The sequence below is a fragment of the Roseitalea sp. genome (genome assembly GCF_984466335.1).
In genome coordinates, this window is the sequence record NZ_CFIFWG010000190.1 from 1 (window position 1) to 559 (window position 559).

General features: G+C 66.5%; 1 pseudogene. It reads left to right on the plus strand.

The features are described from left to right. Positions 1 to 559 (plus strand): annotated as a pseudogene (locus AC5E6L_RS13860) (FAD-dependent oxidoreductase); the annotation flags it as partial.

A 559-nucleotide genomic window follows, 5' to 3' on the forward strand; every position in this document is an offset into this window, starting at 1 on the left:
AGCCGGGCCAAGGCCACCGGCCTGAACGAATACGGCATCGCCGCCTACAAGACGACCGGCGATTTCGCGCAGCGCGAGGTGGATTTCGTCACCGATCTGGGCGGCATCGAGATCAGGAATGGCCTCGTGCTGGGCCGGGACGTCACGCTCGACGGTCTGGTCGCGGGCCATGACGCGGTGTTCCTGGGCATGGGCCTTCCAGGCGTCAACGATCTGGGCCTTGACGGCGACGATGCCGGAAACTGCATCGATGCCGTGGCTTACATCGAAAAGCTGCGCCAGACCGACGATCTGTCCGCGCTGCCGGTCGGCCGCAACGTGGTGGTGATCGGCGGCGGCATGACGGCGATCGACGTGGCGGTGCAGACCAAGCTTCTGGGGGCGGAGACGGTGACCATCTGCTACCGGCGCGGACAGGCGCAGATGAACGCCTCCGCCTATGAGCGGGAGGTGGCGCAGACCCATGGCGTGACGATCCGCCACTGGCTTCGACCGCACGCGCTCGTGCGCAACGAGGCCGGCGACGTGACCGGCATCACGCTGGAATATACCGCGATGA